At 71.4% G+C, this 14459-nt stretch carries 17 protein-coding genes; 10 read left to right on the forward strand and 7 right to left on the reverse strand.

Annotated features, from left to right (window positions below; translation table 11 throughout):
* The first annotated feature begins 26 nt into the window (after window positions 1–26).
* From ACFHPP_RS17415 to ACFHPP_RS17425, 3 genes are read left to right on the forward strand one after another with little or no spacing between them, the layout of a single operon-like run.
* Window positions 27–581 (forward strand): MarR family winged helix-turn-helix transcriptional regulator, encoded by a 555-nt coding sequence (locus ACFHPP_RS17415; RefSeq protein WP_437164514.1) that lies wholly within the window; start codon window positions 27–29, stop codon window positions 579–581.
* A complete protein-coding gene (locus tag ACFHPP_RS17420; protein ID WP_437164515.1) occupies window positions 578–1285 on the forward strand; it encodes a response regulator in 708 nt (235 codons plus the stop codon). The genes ACFHPP_RS17415 and ACFHPP_RS17420 overlap by 4 nt, the downstream gene beginning before the upstream one ends.
* A 22-nt stretch (window positions 1286–1307) precedes the next feature.
* Window positions 1308–2657, forward strand: coding sequence for an ATP-binding protein (locus tag ACFHPP_RS17425; protein ID WP_437164516.1), 1350 nt, complete (start codon window positions 1308–1310; stop codon window positions 2655–2657).
* 16 nt (window positions 2658–2673) lie between these two features.
* Here the strand turns inward: ACFHPP_RS17425 and ACFHPP_RS17430 are convergent, their stop codons facing one another.
* From ACFHPP_RS17430 to ACFHPP_RS17450, 5 genes are all read right to left on the reverse strand, one after another.
* Window positions 2674–3105, reverse strand: coding sequence for a phasin family protein (locus ACFHPP_RS17430; protein ID WP_430669134.1), 432 nt, complete (start codon window positions 3103–3105; stop codon window positions 2674–2676).
* A 117-nt stretch (window positions 3106–3222) separates the two neighbouring features.
* A complete protein-coding gene (locus tag ACFHPP_RS17435) occupies window positions 3223–3819 on the reverse strand; it encodes a TetR family transcriptional regulator (RefSeq protein ID WP_437164517.1) in 597 nt (198 codons plus the stop codon).
* A gap of 44 nt (window positions 3820–3863) precedes the next feature.
* Window positions 3864–4664, reverse strand: a complete 801-nt coding sequence (proC, locus tag ACFHPP_RS17440) for a pyrroline-5-carboxylate reductase (RefSeq protein ID WP_437164518.1) — start codon at window positions 4662–4664, stop codon at window positions 3864–3866.
* Window positions 4665–4707: 43 nt separating this feature from the next.
* Window positions 4708–5214, reverse strand: a complete 507-nt coding sequence (locus ACFHPP_RS17445) for a YbjN domain-containing protein (protein ID WP_430669137.1) — start codon at window positions 5212–5214, stop codon at window positions 4708–4710.
* A 164-nt stretch (window positions 5215–5378) separates the two neighbouring features.
* Window positions 5379–5774 (reverse strand): accessory factor UbiK family protein, encoded by a 396-nt coding sequence (locus ACFHPP_RS17450; RefSeq protein WP_437164519.1) that lies wholly within the window; start codon window positions 5772–5774, stop codon window positions 5379–5381.
* Window positions 5775–5898: 124 nt separating this feature from the next.
* Here ACFHPP_RS17450 and rfaD point away from each other — a divergent pair, with 124 nt between their 5' ends.
* The 7 genes from rfaD to ACFHPP_RS17485 all read left to right on the forward strand — a co-directional run bounded on the left by rfaD (window position 5899) and on the right by ACFHPP_RS17485 (window position 11918).
* Window positions 5899–6879, forward strand: coding sequence for an ADP-glyceromanno-heptose 6-epimerase (rfaD, locus tag ACFHPP_RS17455; RefSeq protein WP_437164520.1), 981 nt, complete (start codon window positions 5899–5901; stop codon window positions 6877–6879).
* A 9-nt stretch (window positions 6880–6888) separates the two neighbouring features.
* Window positions 6889–7680: a prolipoprotein diacylglyceryl transferase gene (gene lgt, locus ACFHPP_RS17460; RefSeq protein ID WP_437164521.1), complete on the forward strand. Its 792-nt coding sequence runs from the start codon at window positions 6889–6891 to the stop codon at window positions 7678–7680.
* Window positions 7681–7698: 18 nt separating this feature from the next.
* A complete protein-coding gene (locus tag ACFHPP_RS17465; protein ID WP_437164522.1) occupies window positions 7699–8703 on the forward strand; it encodes a class I SAM-dependent methyltransferase in 1005 nt (334 codons plus the stop codon).
* Window positions 8700–9476, forward strand: a complete 777-nt coding sequence (gene pgeF / locus ACFHPP_RS17470) for a peptidoglycan editing factor PgeF (RefSeq protein ID WP_437164523.1) — start codon at window positions 8700–8702, stop codon at window positions 9474–9476. The genes ACFHPP_RS17465 and pgeF overlap by 4 nt, the downstream gene beginning before the upstream one ends.
* A gap of 59 nt (window positions 9477–9535) precedes the next feature.
* On the forward strand, window positions 9536–10453 hold the full coding sequence (locus ACFHPP_RS17475) for a hypothetical protein (RefSeq protein WP_437164524.1): 918 nt from the start codon (window positions 9536–9538) through the stop codon (window positions 10451–10453).
* A 131-nt stretch (window positions 10454–10584) separates the two neighbouring features.
* Window positions 10585–11517 (forward strand): ribose-phosphate pyrophosphokinase, encoded by a 933-nt coding sequence (locus ACFHPP_RS17480; RefSeq protein ID WP_430669144.1) that lies wholly within the window; start codon window positions 10585–10587, stop codon window positions 11515–11517.
* Between the two features lie 98 nt (window positions 11518–11615).
* Window positions 11616–11918, forward strand: a complete 303-nt coding sequence (locus ACFHPP_RS17485) for a hypothetical protein (protein WP_437164525.1) — start codon at window positions 11616–11618, stop codon at window positions 11916–11918.
* 30 nt (window positions 11919–11948) lie between these two features.
* Here the strand turns inward: ACFHPP_RS17485 and ACFHPP_RS17490 are convergent, their stop codons facing one another.
* Together ACFHPP_RS17490 and ACFHPP_RS17495 are read right to left on the reverse strand one after the other, a co-directional pair.
* On the reverse strand, window positions 11949–13772 hold the full coding sequence (locus ACFHPP_RS17490) for an ATP-binding protein (protein ID WP_437164638.1): 1824 nt from the start codon (window positions 13770–13772) through the stop codon (window positions 11949–11951).
* A gap of 286 nt (window positions 13773–14058) precedes the next feature.
* Window positions 14059–14457, reverse strand: a complete 399-nt coding sequence (locus ACFHPP_RS17495; RefSeq protein ID WP_437164526.1) for a Zn-ribbon domain-containing OB-fold protein — start codon at window positions 14455–14457, stop codon at window positions 14059–14061.
* Window positions 14458–14459 lie beyond the last annotated feature (2 nt).

A 14459-nucleotide genomic window follows, 5' to 3' on the forward strand; every position in this document is an offset into this window, starting at 1 on the left:
TCGACCCATCGAAGGACGGAGCCGGCATGCCCCTGAAGCCTGACCTGGCGACGCGCCCGCAGGCGGAGGATCGCGGCAGCCCGGCCGCCGGCCGCAACCTGCTGTTCCTGCGGGAGGAGGAACTGCGGCTCGCGCAGGACCTGCTGTTCTTCGGCTACCGCGACTTCACCGCCGGCGCCGATGCCATCCTGGCCGGGCTGGACATGGGCCGCGCGCATCACCGCGTGCTGCATTTCGTCGGCCGCCGGCCGGGCATCACGGTGGGCGACCTGCTCGGGATCCTCGGCATCACCAAGCAATCCCTCGGCCGCGTGCTGACCCCGCTGGTCGAGGACGGCTTCGTTACGCAGAGCCCCGGCCGCAGCGACCGTCGCCAGCGCCTGCTGACCCTGACGGAGAAGGGTGCCGCGCTGGAGCGCAGCCTGTTCGAACGGCAGCGCGACACCGTGATGCGCGCCTACCGGGAGGCCGGCCCGCAGGCCGTCGAGGGATTCCGGCGCGTGATGCGCGGGCTGATGGGGCCGGAGGCGCGGGCGGCGCTGGATCGGCTGGAGGCGGGCTCGCCGGAGCCGCCCCGATGACGCTGAGCGCCGATGCGCCGCATCTGCTGGTGGTCGATGACGATGCCCGGCTGCGCGCGCTGCTGCAGCGCTTCCTGGCCGAGCAGGGTTTCCGGATCACCGCCGCCGCCGATGCCGCCGCGGCCCGGCACGCGCTGGCCTCCGTCAGCTTCGACCTGATGGTGCTGGACGTGATGATGCCGGGCGAGAGCGGCCTGGAGCTGACCGAGAGCCTGCGGCGGGAGGGTCTGGACGTGCCGATCCTGATGCTGACCGCGCGTGGCGCGCCGGATGACCGCGTCACCGGATTCGAGCACGGCGTGGACGATTACCTCGCGAAGCCCTTCGACCCGCGCGAATTGGCGCTCCGCATCCGCACCATCCTGCGCCGCGCCGCGCCGCCGCCGGTGCTGGAGCCCGCCACCGGCCCGGTGCAGCTCGGCATCCGCTGGTTCGACCCGCAGCGGGCCGAGCTGCGCGGGCCGGAGGGGGTGGTGCGACTGACCGGCGGCGAGCAGGCCCTGCTGATGGCCCTGGCGCAGCGGCCGAACGAGGTGCTGAGCCGCGAGGATATCGGCGTCGCCCTTGGCACGCCGGAGGCCGGGGAACGCGCCATCGACGTGCAGGTCACACGGCTGCGCCGCAAGGTGGAGCCGGACCCGCGGGAGCCGCGCTTCGTGCAGACGGTGCGCCACCGCGGCTACGTGCTGAGGCCCGGGCCATGATCCAGCCCAGGGCCTACCGCCCATGATCGGGCATTTCGCGCACCACTTTCGGGCACTGGTCCCACGCGGCCTGCTCGGGCGGTCGCTGCTGATCATCCTGCTGCCGCTGCTGATCCTGCAGGGGATCGCGCTGCAATTGTTCTATGGCGGCCATCTGGACGTGATCTCGCGCCGCCTCGCCGGCGGCGTCGCCGGCGAGATCGGCATGGTGATCGAGGTGATGCAGCGCATGCCGGACCCGGCGGACCGCGCCTGGCTGTTCCGCGAAAGCGCCTGGCGGCTGGACCTGGCGCTGGCCTTCGAGGCGGGCGCCAACCTGGGCGAGACGCCGGACCGCGCCGCCTCCCTGCCCCTGCTGCCGCTGGAGGGTGACCTGGCGCATGCGATGGGGGAACGGGTGCGGCGGCCGTTCGACGCGGATTGGCAATCCGACCGCCGCAGCGTGATCATCCGCGTGCAGCTGCCGGATGGCGTCCTGCATGTGGAGGCACCGCGCAAGCGGCTGTTCACCGGCACGCTGTATCTGTTCTTCATCTGGCTGGTGGGGTCGTCCCTGCTGCTGTTCGGCGTGGCGGCGCTGTTCATGAAGAACCAGGTGCGCGCCATCCGCCGCCTGGCGGGCGCGGCGGAGGCCTTCGGCCTGGGCCGCGACATCGGGCTGATGAAGCCGGAAGGCGCCGCCGAGGTGCGCCAGGCGGCCAGCGCCTTCAACCGGATGCAGGACCGCATCCGCCGCTTCGTCGGCCAGCGCACGGACATGCTGGCGGGTATCAGCCACGATTTGCGCACGCCGCTGACCCGGATGCGCCTCGCGCTCGCCATGCTGCCGCGGGCACCGGAGGCGGAGGAGGACATCGCGGCGCTGGTCGAGGATGTCGAGGAGATGGAGCGCATGGTCGCCTCCTACCTCGCCTTCGCCCGCGGCGAGGCGCAGGAGCAGACCCAGCCGACCGACCTCAGCGGCATCGTGCGGGACGTGGCGCAGCGGGCGCGGAGGGATGGCGCGGAAGTGGCGGTGGAGGCGCCGGAGGCGCTGATGCTGCCGCTGCGGCCGGACGCGCTGCGGCGCTGCCTGGCGAACCTGCTGGACAATGCCCGCAAGCATGCGCGGCGGATCGCCGTGGCCGTCGTCGAGATTCCGCGCGGCGAGACCGCGGGGGCCTGGGCGCAGGTGACGGTGGATGATGACGGGCCGGGAATCCCCTCCGCGCAGCGGGAGGAGGCCTTCCGGCCCTTCGCCACGCTGACGGCCGGCGGCACCGGCCTGGGGCTTGCCATCGCCCGGGACATTGCCCGGGCGCATGGCGGCGACATCGTGCTGGAGGAGAGCCCGCTCGGGGGGTTGCGGGCCCGGGTCCGGCTACCGGTTTAGGGACGCGCCGGCCGGTTCAGCCCTGCTGCTTGGCGACCAGGGTCTTCACCTCGTCCATGGCTTCCGTGAAGCGCTTGTTCAGCACCGACAGGGCCTCGGAGTTGGAGTTCTGGATGAGGTCGGCGACCTCCTTCATGTTGGCGACGGCGCGCTCATAGGCGGACTTCAGCAGCTCGGCCTGCTTGGCGGCACGGGCCTGCGGGCTTTCCGTGCCGGACATCATGCGGATGGCGTCGCTCATCTCCGTCATCGAGGCCTGCAGGATCTCCATGTGCCGGCGGCCGACGGCCTGCGCGCCTTCCAGCGCCACGCGGTTGGCGTTGGACAGGGCTTCGAGGTTGCGGCGCTGCGCATCGGCCAGGCCGCTCATGTCCGGCATCGCGGGCATGCGGAACTCGGACAGCATGCGCATCATTTCGTCGGGCTTCATGCCAAAACGGTCGGACATCTTCGGGTGTTCCTTTGGAGGCTGCTTGGGGTTGGCGTCGCGACCCTATAGCGAAGTGGTGATGTCCACAGAAGTGGTTTCATGCTGCACCGCACCATTTTTTCGTGATGGGTGCCGTCAGTCCTCCGAGACAGGCACCGCCCGGTCGCCGGGGTCGAGCCGCAGGCTGCGCGCCGTCTGCTCCGCCCGGTCGAGCGCCCGGTCCAGGGCCGCCATGGTGGAACCCAGATCCGCCGTCTCGTCCTTCTCCCAGGCCCGCACCGTCATGATCCAGACACCCACGAGGCCGGCCGCCCGCAGCTTGCCCTGCAAGCCGGAGGATTCGAGTTCCGCCGCATCCAGCATGCGCTCCATGCTGCGCTGGAGGATGGGCGCCAGGGCCCCGGCGAGGACCGGGTCGCGCCACATGTCGGAGGCGAGCCGCAGCATGCCGGCGCGGTGCGGCAGCAGCGCGTCGATGCCGCGCATCAGCACGTCGAACACCCGGTCCCGCGGCGTGCCGCCCTGGCCGGGCACCGTGCCGGCAGCCACCTGGTCGGCGACGCTGTCGGCGTGCAGGCGCAACAGGTCGAGGCGGGAGGGGAAGCGGCGCACCAGCTCCCCGGCCGGGATGCCGGCGGCGGCGGAAAGCCGGCCGACGGTGACGCCGCGCCAGCCATGCTGCGCGATCACGTTGAACAGCGCGTCGAGCAGCGGGGAATCGGTATTGTCCATGACCATTAGCTTGGGGTCGGACCCGCCCGTCGCCAATGGGGCGCTCATCCCGCCAACTCGCGGGAGCGCGCCGTGGCGGCGGCGATGGCGCGGGAGACGTGGTCGGGCCAGGCGGCCTGGTCCATCAGCACGGCCAGCGCGCGTTCGGTGGTACCCTTGGGGCTGGTGACGTTCTTCCGAAGCTGCGCCGAGTCCTCGGCGCTGGCGGCCAGCAGGGCGCCGGAGCCGGCGACGGTGGCGCGTGCCATGCGGCGGGCGAGCTCGGGCGGGATGCCCTGTTCCACCGCCGCAGCCTCCAGCAGTTCGGCCAGCAGGAAGACATAGGCGGGGCCACCGCCGGAGACGGCGGTGACCGGGTCCAGCAGCCCTTCCTCCTCGACCCAGGCGACCTCCCCGGTCGCGGCCAGCAGCGTATCGGCCAGGTCGCGCTGCGCGGCGGAGACGCCGGGGCCGGCGAAGGCGACGGTGAAGCCTTGCCGTACGGCGGCCGGCGTATTGGGCATGGCGCGGACCACCGCGCTGCCGGCGCCGAGCAGGCCCTGCATGAAGGCCACCGTCTTGCCGGCCATGATGGAGACGAACACGCCACTGCCGGCGAAGCGCGCAGTGGCGGGCAGGCTGGCCGGCGCCTCCTGCGGCTTGGTGGCGAGGATAATGGCGGCGGGCGCGAAGCCGGCGGGGATTTCGGCCGGGTCGCGCAGCAGGGTGGCGCCCGGGATCGGCGCGGCGGCGAAGGGGTCCACCACGAGGGTCTCGCCGAGGCCGCGTTCGCGCCAGCCGGCCAGCATGGCGCCGCCCATCTTGCCGCAGCCGATGAGAAGCAGGGGGGGAAGCGTGTCGGTCATGCCGGCGAGACTTGCCGCCATGGCGCGGCTTGGCAAGCGTGGCTCAGGCTTCGCCGACGCAGTCCAGCATCGCCGCCTGCAACGCCTCGGCCGGCGGCTTGCCGCCCCACAGCACGAACTGGAAGGCGGGGAAGAAGCGCTCGCATTCGGTGATGGCGATATCCACCATGTCCTCGAGGCTTTCGGCCGAGGCGCCAGGCGCCCCGCGCAGCAGCACGGCATGGCGGAACACCGGCACGCCATCGTCGCTGTCCAGGCCGAAATGGCCGATCCACAGCTTCTCGTTGGCCAGGGCCAGCAGTTCGAAAAGCCGGTCCCGCTTCCCGGGCGGCACCTTCAGGTCGAAGGTGCAGGAGAAGTGCATGGCGCTGATTTCGTGCGACCAGGAGAAGTACAGGCCGTAGTCGCACCACTTGCCAGGCGCCTCGGCCGCCATCTCGCTGTCCGAGCGGCGGTCGAAGGCCCATTCGTTGGCCGTCACGATCTGTTCCAGCACGTCGAGGGGGTTCGCGGACCGGTCGCGTTCCTCGTATCCGACATATGCGGACATCGCGGCACCTCCTTCGCCCGTTCGGGGGCTCCAACCCCCCTGGGTTGGGGAGGGGCCGGCCGAATCGCCACAAGGGCTAGACTACGCAGGTGCAAAACGCGGCCGCAAGCATCGCTTCTGTAACGCAGGTCAACGGCTTGGCGAGTGACCCGGCAACAGCGTCTTCAGCCGGCGTCGGCGGAAAGGCCCGGATCGGCCTCGGGTGCCGGCTTCGGCTCGGCCAGCTTCGCTTCCAGCGCGGCGACGCGGATCTCCAGCGCCTCCGCCTGTTCGCGGGCACGGCGGGCGACCTCGAGCGCGGCATCCAGGTCCTCGCGCCGCACCAGGTCCAGGCGCTGGACCATGGCCTCCACCTGGGCACGGCCCATCGCCTCGGCCTCGGCGCGGGCGCCGGCCAGGACGGAGAAGGCGCCGCCGGCCATGCCGGCCAGGTCGTCGAAGATCGACTTGCGGCCGCCGGGACCGCCGCCCATGCCCGACCCGCCCATACCCGACCCGCTGGTGCCGGCCCCGCTGGTGCCGCCCGGGTTGCTGCCGCCGGTGCCGGTTTCGCTGCTCATCAAGACCTCCTGCCACATAAACTCTAACCCTGGCCGCACGCCGGCCCGCGCCTTGTCCGGCTGCGGGGCCGCGGCCTATACCCCGCCCGCGGCTGGATGGGCACCGCTTGGGGATCAACCGACGATGTATGTCGTAACTGGGGGCGCCGGTTTCATCGGGTCGAACCTGGTTGCCGCACTCTGTGACCGCGGGGCCGAGGTCCTGGTGGTGGACCGGCTGCGGGACGGGCCGAAATGGCGGAACCTGGCGAAGCACGGCATCGCCGGCATCCTGCCGCCGGAGGGCTTGCCGGATTTCTGGGCCGGCAACCCGCGGGTCGAGGCGGTGCTGCACATGGGCGCGATCAGCGCCACCACCGCCACGGATGCCGACCTGGTGGCCGCCACCAACCTGTCCCTGCCGCTGGAGCTGTGGGGGGAATGCGCGCGCCGCGGCGTGCCCTTCCTCTACGCCTCCTCGGCCGCGACCTATGGCGATGGCGCGCTCGGCTTCGCGGATGACGCGGACCCGGCGGCGCTGGCCGCGCTGCGGCCGCTGAACCTGTATGGCTGGTCCAAGCTGGCCTTTGACCGGCGGGTGGCGGACATGCTGGCGCGGGGCCATCCGGCGCCGCCGCAATGGGCCGGGCTGCGCTTCTTCAACGTCTATGGCCCGAACGAGTCCCACAAGGGCCGCATGGCCAGCGTGGTGTTCCACAAATTCCACGAGGCGGCGCGGGGCGAACCGGCCCGGCTGTTCCGCTCCGACCGCCCTGGCGTGGCCGATGGCGCGCAGATGCGCGACTTCGTACATGTCGACGACTGCGTGGCCGCCATGCTGTGGCTGCTGGACAACCCCGGCGTCAGCGGGCTGTTCAACATCGGCTCCGGCCAGGCGCGCAGCTTCCTGGACCTGGTGCGGGCGATGTTCGCCGGGCTCGGCCAGAACGACCGCATCGCATTCATCGACATGCCGCCGGACCTGCGGGGCAAGTACCAGTACTTCACCGAGGCGCCGATGCGGAAGTTGCGGGACGCGGGCTATGCGCGGCCCGCGACGACGCTGGAAGATGGCGTCGGCCGCTACGTGCGGGACTTCCTGTTGAACCCTGACCCGCATCGGTGACCCGGCAAGATGTTCGTGATCGCCTTCCCCGTCATCGACCCGGTGCTGATCGAGATCGGCCCCTTCGCGCTGCGCTGGTACGCGCTGGCCTATATCGGCGGCATCGTGCTCGGCTGGATGCTGGCGCGACGGCTGGTCGCGCTGGCGCCGGTGGCGGCCAGCCGGGAGCAGGTCGATGACTTCGTCACCTGGGCGACGCTCGGCATCATCCTGGGCGGGCGGCTGGGCTACGTGCTGTTCTACCGGCCGGACTACTACGTCACGGCGCCGTGGGAGGCGCTGTATGTCTGGCAGGGCGGCATGTCCTTCCATGGCGGCATGCTTGGCGTGGTGGTGGCGGCGCTGTGGTTCTGCCGGCGCCAGAGCCTTGCGGCGCTGCGCTTCGGCGACCGCGTCGCGCCGGTGGTGCCGATCGGGCTCGGGCTGGGGCGCATCGCCAACTTCGTGAATGGCGAGTTGTGGGGGCGGGTCACCGACGTGCCCTGGGCCATGGTGTTCCCGACCGGCGGCCCGGACCCGCGGCATCCGAGCCAGTTGTACCAGGCGGCGATGGAGGGCGTGCTGCTGTTCGTCCTGCTCAACATCCTGGTGCGCATCCCGGGGCTGCGGGCGCGGGAGGGATTCGTCACCGGCGCCTTCCTGGCCGGCTACGGCCTGGCGCGGCTGGTGGGCGAGTTCTTCCGGCAGCCGGACGCGCATCTCGGCTTCCTGTTCGCCGGTGCCACCATGGGGCAGTTGCTGTCGGTGCCGATGATCCTGGTGGGTGGTTGGCTGATGGTCCGGGCGCGCCGCGCGGCGTGATGGCACGATGATGGCCCCATGACGGAACGTCTGGACCATTTCATGGGCCGCGCCGTCGCGGCCTACTACGCGCGGGCGGCGACGCCCTTCGGCCGGGCCGGGGATTTCACCACGGCGCCGGAAATCTCCCAGGCCTTCGGCGAGGTGCTCGGCCTGTGGGCCGCCATCGTCTGGGACCAGATGGGCCGGCCGGACCCCGTGCTGCTGGTGGAATGCGGCCCGGGGCGCGGCACCCTGATGGCGGATGCGCTGCGCGCGGTGGGCGAGGTGGCGGCACCCTTCCGGCAGGCGGCGCGGGTGCATCTGGTGGAAACATCGCCAAGCCTGCGGGCCGCGCAACAGCGGATGCTCGGCGATTCGGTGGCCGGGTGGCACGACGACCTCTCCACCGTGCCGGCTGGACCCATGCTGCTGCTCGCCAACGAATTCCTGGATGCCCTGCCGATCCGGCAGTTCATCCGGCGCGGCGAAGTTTGGCTCGAGCGGCATGTCGCGGACGGTGCCTTTGTCGAACGGGCGGCGGACTCCCCTCCCCCGTTGCCGCCCACCGCACCCGAAGGCGCGGTGCAGGAGGTGGGGGAAGCCGCCCAGGGCTGGGCCGCTTCCCTGGCGCGGCGGATCGCGGCGCAGGGTGGCGCGGCGCTGATGCTGGACTACGGCCCCGCCGCCTCGGCCTTCGGCGAAAGCCTGCAGGCGGTGCGCGGGCAGGCGACGGGGCTCGATCCGCTGGCCGATCTGGGCAGCGCGGACCTGACCGCGCATGTCGATTTCGCAGCCCTGGCGCGTGTGGCGGTGAACCAGGGCGCGGCGGTGGGCGGACCGCTGCCGCAGGGGCTGTTCCTGCAACGCCTGGGCCTGATGAGCCGCGCCGCCGCCCTCGCCCAGGCGCGCCCCCGGCTCGCCGGCGAGATCCTGTCCGGCGTCGAGCGCCTGGTGGCGGCGGAGGGCATGGGCCGGCTGTTCAAGGCGCTGGCCGTCTGCGACCCTGCCCTGCCCACCCTGCCTGGATTCGAACCCGCATGACCCCCGGTTTTCTGACGGCGGGCCTGGCCGTGCCGCATGGCTTCTTCACCCGCGAGGGTGGCGTCTCCACCGGCCCCTATGCCGCGCTGAACTGTTCGCTGACGGGCCAGGACGCCCCGGATGCGGTGCGCCGCAACCGCGCTGCCTGCGCCGGGGCGCTGGGCGTCGCGCCGGATGCGCTGCTGGGGCTGGTGCAGGTGCATGGCGTGGCGGTGGCGGATGCCCGCACGCCCTGGCCCGAGGCGGCGCGCCCGGCCGCGGATGCGCTGGTGACGGACCGGCCGGGCCAGGCAATCGGCGTGCTGACGGCGGATTGCGCGCCGGTGTTGTTCGCGGATGCACGGGCCGGCGTGGTCGGTGCCGCCCATGCCGGCTGGCGCGGTGCGGTCGCGGGCGTGCTGGAGGCGACGCTGGACGCGATGGAACGGCTCGGCGCGCGGCGGGCGGACATCTCCGCCGTCGTCGGCCCCTGCATCGGGCAGGCCAGCTACGAGGTCGGGCCGGATTTGCGGGACGCGGTGCTGGCGCAGCGCGACGCCGATGCGCGCTTCTTCGCGGCGGGCCAGCGGGAGGATCGCTGGCAGTTCGACCTGGCCGGCTACTGCCTGGCCCGGCTGGAGGCGGCCGGCGCCGGCCGGGCCGCGGCCCTGTGGCAGGACACGCTGGTGGAGGACCAGCGATTCTTCAGCCACCGGCGGCGGACGCTGGCGGCCAGGGGGGGTGCCGCCGGGCCGATCGGGCACCAGCTTTCCGCCATCGCTATCCCCGGATGAGCCAATGCCCTACGTCGTCATGTTCATGGTCCTGATGGTGTTCACCCTGCTGGCTTCCTGTGTCCTTATCTGACCCGTCCCGCCGCCTTCTGCTGCGGCTGGGCGCCCTGGCGCCCCTGGCTCTGGCCGGCTGTACCGCCCTGCCGCAGCCTTTCCGGGGGCGGCCCGGCGAGCTTGCGCGGCGGTTGCGCCAGCCGCCGGGCTACCGCATCGCGGTCCCTTCCTCCTCCATGCTGCTGTTGACGGATGAGGACAGCGCCAGCCTGTCGCGCGCCTTCGCCCAGGCGCTGGTGGCCAGCGAGGTGCCGGCCGTCGCCGGGCCTGGCCTGCCGCTCGACTGGCAGTTGGTGGCGGCGGCGGAACGCCAGGCGGACCAGGTGGTGCCGCGCTATGCGCTGCGCGATGCCGATGGGCAGGCGCTCGGCATGCTGATCGGCCAGCCGGTACCGGCGCGGGAATGGGTGGAGGGCGGCGCCCCGCTGCATGCGCGCCTGGCGGCGGAAACCGTGCCGCGGCTGGCGACGCTGGTGGGCCGGATCGACGCGCAGCGCCGCACCGGGGACGAACGCGCGGTGGGCGCCGGCCCGCCGGTGCTGCGCCTGCTGCCGGTGCGCGGTGCGCCCGGCGATGGCAACCGCAGCCTGACGGCGCGCATGCGCGAAAGGCTCGCCACCCTGGGCTTCCAGGTGCAGGAGGAAGCCCAGGGCGCGCAGTTCGCGGTGCAGGGCGAGGTTTCGGTGGTGCCATCCCGGCCGGGGCAACAACGCGTCGAGATCGTCTGGATCGTCTCCCGCCGCGACGGGGAGGATCTGGGCCGCGTGCTGCAATTGAACGAGGTGCCGACCGGGACGCTGCGGGGCCTCTGGGGCGATGTCGCCTATGTGGTGGCGCAGGAGGCCTCCGGAGGCGTTCGCGATGTCGTATTCAATGCGGGCGGATTTCCTGCGCCGGCCGAGGCGGCACGGCCGCCGGCCTGACATGGCTGCCCATCATCGGCGCGTGATGGACACCATACCGTCACGTTGCTACCAAGCCGCCCGTCGGCGCGGGTTTCCTCCGCGGCGGCGCCCGCCGGCTTCCTGCTCCTCCCCCCGGGGTTCCGCTGCCCATGAAGATCATCGCCTGCAACAGCAACCGCCCGCTGGCCGAGGCGGTGGCCGCGGCGCTCGGCATCGCGTTGACCCAGGCCTCCGTGCGCCGCTTCGCCGACATGGAGATCTTCTGCGAGATCCATGAGAACGTCCGCGGCCAGGATGTCTTCGTGGTGCAGTCCACGAGCTACCCGGCCAATGACAACCTGATGGAGCTGCTGATCATGCTGGACGCGCTGCGGCGCGCCAGCGCACGACGCATCACGGCGGTGATCCCGTATTTCGGCTATGCGCGGCAGGACCGGAAATCCGGCAGCCGCACGCCGATCTCGGCCAAGCTGGTCGCCAACCTGATCGTCGAGGCCGGCGCGCACCGCGTGTTGACGATGGATCTCCACGCCGGGCAGATCCAGGGCTTCTTCGACGTGCCGGTGGACAACCTGTTCGCCGCGCCGCTCTTCGCCCGCGACATCCAGCAGCGCTTCGCAGGCCGCGACCTGATGGTGGTGTCGCCGGATGTCGGCGGCGTGGTGCGCGCGCGGGCGATCGCGGCGCGGCTGAACACCGACCTCGCCATCATCGACAAGCGACGGCCGCGCGCCGGCGTGTCCGAGGTGATGAACGTGATCGGCGAGGTCGAAGGGCGCGACTGCATCCTGGTGGACGACATCGTCGACTCCGGCGGCACGCTGGTGAATGCGGCCGAGGCGCTGCTGAAGAACGGCGCGAAATCCGCCAGCGTCTATGTCACCCATGGCGTGTTCTCCGGCGGCGCGGTGGCCCGTGTCGGTGCCGCCAAGATCGAGCACATGGTGGTGACCGACAGCATCCTGGCGACGGAAGCCGTGCGCGTTTCCCACAACATCAAGCAACTGACGATCGCGCAGTTGCTGGCGGAGGCGATGAAGCGGATCAGCGAGGAATCCTCGGTAAGCTCGCTCTTCAACTGACACAACACACGGCTTCACGTTTCCCGGCGGGCGCGAATTCGCCGGGTTTTGGACACCTTTTCCGGTTCATCTGTCGCCCTGTTCAGGAGGACAGCCAGATGGATCGTCGTGGTTTTCTGTTCGCCGGTTTCGCGGCCTCCATCGGCGCGGCACTGGTGCCGGCGGCCGCATCCGCCAGTGGCGTCGGCGCCGCCGTTGCTCGCCTGCCCCAGGCCTCGGCGCAGAGTGCGGATGACCCGGCGGAGGATGACCTGCTGGTGCCGGCGCAGTGGGGTCCGCCGCCCGGCCGTGGTCGCGGTCGCCGCCGTCGGCGCTGCCGCCTGGTCCAGCGCCGCGTTGCCTATCGCGACCGCTTCGGCCGTACCCGCTATCGCATGGTGACCCGCGAAATCTGCAACTGAGGATGTGCCGCCCCTTCGAGGGGGCCGGCCTCAGGTCACGGGCTTCTGGTCGGACTGCAGGATGCGTTGCAGCGCGTCCGTCAGGTCCTGGCGCTGGAACGGCTTGTGCAGGACAAGCGTGCCGGCCGGAAGGTGGTCGGTGTAGCGCAGGTCGGCGAAGCCGGTGATGAGCAACGCCCGCATGCCGGGCAGCAGCAGGCGCGCCTCCGCGATCAGGTCGGCGCCGTTCAGGCCGGCCATGGCGTAGTCGGTGATCAGCACGTCGAAGGCAGCGCCTTGGTTCAGCAGGGCCAGGGCGCGGTCGCCGCTTTCGGCCCGCATCACCTCGAAGCCCGCGCGTTCCAGGAAGCTGCCGGTGGTCAGCAGCACATCGGCCGAATCATCCACCAGCAGGACACGGCCGTGGATCCGCTGCGCCAGCGCCTCCGCCGGCCTGGGTGGAGGCGCCGCGGCAACGATCGGCAGCCACAACTCCGCTGTCGTGCCCTGGCCGAGCAGGCTGTGCAGGTGCAGGCGGCCGCCGGATTGCTCGGCGAAGCCCTGCACCATGGACAGGCCGAGGCCGGTGCCGTCCAGGCCCTTGGTGGTGAAGAAGGGATCGACGGCCTGCGCCAGCGTCGCGGCATCCATGCCGGTACCGGTATCGGCAACGGTGACACAGGCCCAGCCCTGCCCGCCGGCGGATCGGCGCTGCGCCTCGATCGCCAGGGTGCCGCCATGCGGCATGGCGTGGGCGGCGTTGATCGCCAGGTTCAGCAGCGCCGTCTGCAACTGGCCCGGATCCGCCAGGGTACAGGGCGCCTTCGCAGTCCTGACCGTCACGGTGATATGCGGGCCGAGGGTGCGGACCAGCAGCTTCTGCATGTCGGCCAGGAAGGGCTCCAGCGCGATGTGCCGCGGCCGCAGGATCTGCTTGCGCGCATAGGACAGCATGTGGTGGGTCAGCGAGGAGCCCCGCTCCGCCGCATCCAGCGCCACGCCGGCATATTCATGGCCGCGGCTTCCGGCCGGCTGTTCGTCCAGCACCATTTCCAGCGCGCCGACCACGCTCTGCAGGATGTTGTTGAAGTCATGCGCGACGCCGGCGGCGAGGCGCCCGATCGCCTCCATCTTCTGCGACTGGCGCAGCTTCTCCTCGCTGGTGCGCAGCGCCGCCTCGGCGTGCTTGCGGGCCGTGATGTCGACCAGCACGCAGGACAGGTTCGCATCGGCGCCGCGATGTTCCAGCCGGGCGGTGACCAGGGCGTCGATGACGCGGCCATCGGCGTGCAGGAATTGCTGTTCCGATTCGCAGGCCTCGCCCGCCTCAAGCAGGGCGCGCTGCGGCAGGGTCCAGGGCGGGACGCAGGGCGGCTGGAGGTCGGCCAGCGGGCGCCCCACCACCTCCGCATGCGCATAGCCCAGCAGCGCCAGCCAGGAGTTGGAGACATCCGTCAGCGTGCCGTCGAAGGTCTGGGTGAACAGCGGCACCGGGGAATGTTCGAAGCTGGCGCGGCGCCGCGATTCGGCCAGGGCCTGGTCCGCGGCGCGCAGCCGTGCGGGCGATGGCAGGGCGAGCAGGTGCGGCAGCAGCCACCACAGCGCCACCGCGGTCGTGGCGGAAACCAGTGCGGCGGCGACCGTCACCCAGGCCTGGATGCCGTCCACCGGCACCCACAGCGACAGGACGTTCAACCAATGGCCGATGCCGCACAGCAGGATGAAGGTGGCGAACAGCCAGACCACCGGGCGATGGGCCAGGTCCGGCCGCTGCCGGGCGAAGACCGCCAGCGCAACGGGGATGGTCGCGCAGGACAGGCCGATGAAGAAATCGGCCAAGGCGAGAGTCCAGATCAGGCCAGGCTCCCAGATCAGGCGTCAGCCATGCGGGGTTGGGCCGGCAGTGTTGAACCGCCGGCGCGACAGGTCGGCCGCCAGGGACCGAGATCATCCGCGACGCCAGGGCGATGCCCCGGACCCGCCGCAGAAGGACGCCCCGACACCAGCAATCGTCCCAAGCCTGCACGCCCAGCCATGAACGCCCGCTTAACAGCAAAGCCGATTTGTCAGACCCGCCCGACGAATCCTTTCGCATAGGCCATTTCTGTCATGCCGCGACGCCCATTCCTGACAGCCCGCCTGACCAGCCGTGCCGGCTCCGTCAGGCCGGTGCGAACATCGGCACCGGGGCGCCCGGCGTGCCATCGGCCGCCTGGCTCGGCTTGAAGGCGAGGCGGACCTTCAGGCCGATGCGGAGTTCGGCGAAGTCGCAGTCGACGATGTTGGTGAAGATGCGCGGGCCTTCCTCCAGCTCGACATAGGCGCAGGCATAGGGCTGCGCCACGCGCATCACGGTGTAGCTGTAGATCGTGCCGCGACCCGTTGCCTGGACCAGATCGACGTTGGGCGACAGGGTGAAGGGCGAGGCGCCGCGCGGGTACCAGAAATGCCGGCCGGTGTCGCGGCACAGGCCGACCAGCAGCCGGCCTTCGGCGGCAGCGTCCCACACGGCCTTGGTGGAGGAGTCGATGACGGGGGCGGCGATGATGCGCTCGGACATCG

This window comes from Falsiroseomonas sp. E2-1-a20, from assembly GCF_051433195.1.
Taxonomy (GTDB): Bacteria; Pseudomonadota; Alphaproteobacteria; order Acetobacterales; family Acetobacteraceae; genus Falsiroseomonas.